Below are 2820 nucleotides of genomic sequence, written 5' to 3' on the forward strand. Positions count from 1 at the left end.
TTACTTTTGCTACATATTATACTCCAACACCATTGATAAATTCTATATCGGTGTAACATCTAATCTCCTTGAAAGACTAAAAAAACACAATGCCAATCATAAAGGATTTACAGGAAATTCCAATGACTGGATTATCGTTTATCATGAAACTTTCCCCTCCAAAAAAGAGGCCTTGGCCAGGGAAAAGCAAATCAAAAAATGGAAGAGCAGAAACAAAATTCAACAACTCATCAATAACACAAACCAAAACCTTAGCTCTGCTGGTTCTGAGCATCCCGACTAACCAGTCGGGAGGGTCACTGGTTCGAACCCAGTAGGGCCCACGTAACTGGACAAGTCTAATTTTCTATGACTTGTCCAGTTTTTTATTTTACGTAACTCCTTGTCAATAAACAAAATAAGTGTTATAGCTTCGTTGACCCGAGTGGTTCGATATCGCGAACCGTCAAAAATCAATTTTTCAGGAAATATCGAACCAATGATCCTTCTTTTTTGTGCAGTAGTTCCTTTTTGATATAGGATATCGAGTTTTGACAGGTTGCCAATAGCCTTGTCTAACAGAGGATTTATATTAAATTTTGTAGAAGCAGTAGCCGTTATCCTGGCCTCCAGGCGCATAATATCTTTTTCACAGTCCATTTTTATAATACGATAATCATCACCCTCAATATCACCCTCTAATAACAGGTCTCTTGCTTTCGCCAATTTTCTATTGGCCTTTTCCAATTGTATTTTGAATAATTTCACATCATCACGTTGACCTTTTGTTTTAGCCTTGAAGATTTCCGTAATGATATTCCTATAGATACAAAGTTTGGGCAGCGGTTTTACATACTTTCTGATCTCGTCGATAATACTTGAATTAATATCCTCTGCCCTATGCCTGAACCCATAAGAGGAAATGCAGTGGTAATAATGATAATACTTATTCCTTCCTTTGGAAACACTCCCTGTTAATGTTTTTCCACACGTAGGACAAATTAAAAAGCCACGAAGGGGTAGTTCCTCTATGATCTCTACTGTAGGCCGATAGATCCTTCCTCTACCGTCCAAAACATCTTTTACCCTGTAAAATAAATCCTCAGAGATCAGGGCCTCATGCTGTCCTTCTACTAACTGCACTTCTTCATCCTTATGTTTGGGCACAAGGATTTTTCCATAATAGACAGGATTTCGTATGCCATTCCAAAAATTGTTCTTTCCGCAAGTGAGCCCTTTTTCCCGGGCCATTTTCCAGATTTGCTCTGTATTGAATCTTTCTCTGGCCAGTTCATGGAAAGCCCACCTTATAGCTGATGCCTGGGGTTCTTTGGGAGCAATGTATTTTTTCCCGGTTTCGGACATTTTATTAACATCCCCAATAGGAGCGTTAGCCATCCAACGCCCCTCTTTTTTGGCCCTTCGCATGCCGTAAAAGACATTTAGCGCCCTACTAAAGAAAGAAGAAGATAACTATAAAGAGATAGTTCCCGTTCGAAAGTTAGACCAGGCCATGATCCAGCAGAATTATATTCAAATCAAACAGGATATACAGGATATTATCGAATCAGAAATGGATCGGTTGTTGAGTAATCCATCCACAGAACATTTGGTGATTAATAAAAGGGCTTGATTTTTTCTGTTTTACGGAATGTCGTAAAATGGCTAATGAGTTATTTGTTTTCTTTACAATGTAATAAGTATTAACATTATTGAAGTAACTATCATAACTGGGATGGAAAACAATGACTAAACTTCCCCAAGTATATCCGTTCAGAAACACAAATTTTGATGTGTAAAACAACCCATGAAAATTCTTCTGGAACCTTTTAAATATTGATGTCTTATGAAGGCTATCCTTGCAAGTGGCTGAAATAGTTAATTGTGTATATTTACGTGTATCAATTAAGAATAAATAAAATAAATGGAAGAAAAAAAAGAAATAATAGAACAAGCTTTTAATTGGATTGAATTGGCAGACACAATGAATTCGTTTAAACTTTTTTCTTTTTGATGGGTTTGAACTTTTTCAAAGCTAACACAATAAAAGCAAGATAGTTAAACCCTGTCCAGCTTGCCACGGTGGTGTCAAACCTGTTTAGTAATGACCGGAAACTGTCCATCCAGGCATTGGTTCGCTCGATGGCATATCGCTGGTCATAAAGTTCTTTGTCAAAATAGTCATCTCTGTCCTTGTCACTGTTACGCCTGTTGAAACAGATATTGGCATTGATTTCCTTTTGGGCACAAGCCTGTCGGAAATCCTTGGAATCAAAGCCCGCATCAGCATTGAGGAACAACCCATCCACACGGAGGTCAGCATCTTCCAGAGTACCAGTGACTACTTCGAACTGCACCTCAATGTTATACAGGTCGTTATGATTGCCGGCAACAGGTTCAGACATAGCTAAAGGTAGTCCCTGCCTTTCGCTAAGGTATAGGGCATTGGTGGTTTTGCGCTTCTTACGGCCTTGGTATTCCACTTGTTCCCCGCCCCTGATGGCCGAGGTGTGACTGCCATCCAGGTCCACACTGGAAAGGTCAAGTTTTGATTTATGGCGGTTGAGGAAGCTCACCCAACAGTCTTTCCAAAAACCGCACAAGCACCATTTCCGGTAATGGTAGTAAACCGATTGCCAACTTAGCACTTTACTGTCAAAAAGGGCTTTTACAGGCACTTGATGCCACTGCACACCGGTCTTGAGCTTGTAGAGGATGGCGTTAACAATCTCAACCAATGGAACGGTCGGGGCAAATCCTCGATGAGTTTTAGGTATGTAAGGAACTATTTCCAATTCTATCGTATCTTTGTCAAGTACAGAGTACATAAAGGGTTGGTTT

3 protein-coding genes are annotated in these 2820 nt (G+C 39.6%); 1 reads left to right on the forward strand and 2 read right to left on the reverse strand.

The genetic code is table 11. The features are described from left to right. Nucleotides 1–283, forward strand: a 283-nt coding sequence (locus tag ACVBDU_RS21650; RefSeq protein ID WP_447181779.1) for a GIY-YIG nuclease family protein, incomplete at its 5' end; no start/stop codon positions are given. On the opposite strand, the gene ACVBDU_RS21655 is transcribed toward ACVBDU_RS21650, so the two are convergent. Beyond that, nucleotides 280–1377 carry a recombinase family protein gene (locus tag ACVBDU_RS21655; protein WP_447181780.1) on the reverse strand — a complete coding sequence of 366 codons (1098 nt, stop codon included), beginning with the start codon at nt 1375–1377 and terminating at the stop codon, nt 280–282. The genes ACVBDU_RS21650 and ACVBDU_RS21655 overlap by 4 nt on opposite strands. 596 nt (nt 1378–1973) lie before the next feature. Next, entirely contained in the window at nt 1974–2807 is an 834-nt protein-coding gene (locus tag ACVBDU_RS21660; RefSeq protein WP_447177729.1) for an IS5 family transposase, read from the reverse strand. Nucleotides 2808–2820: the final 13 nt, after the last annotated feature.

The organism is Sinomicrobium endophyticum (assembly GCF_052983315.1).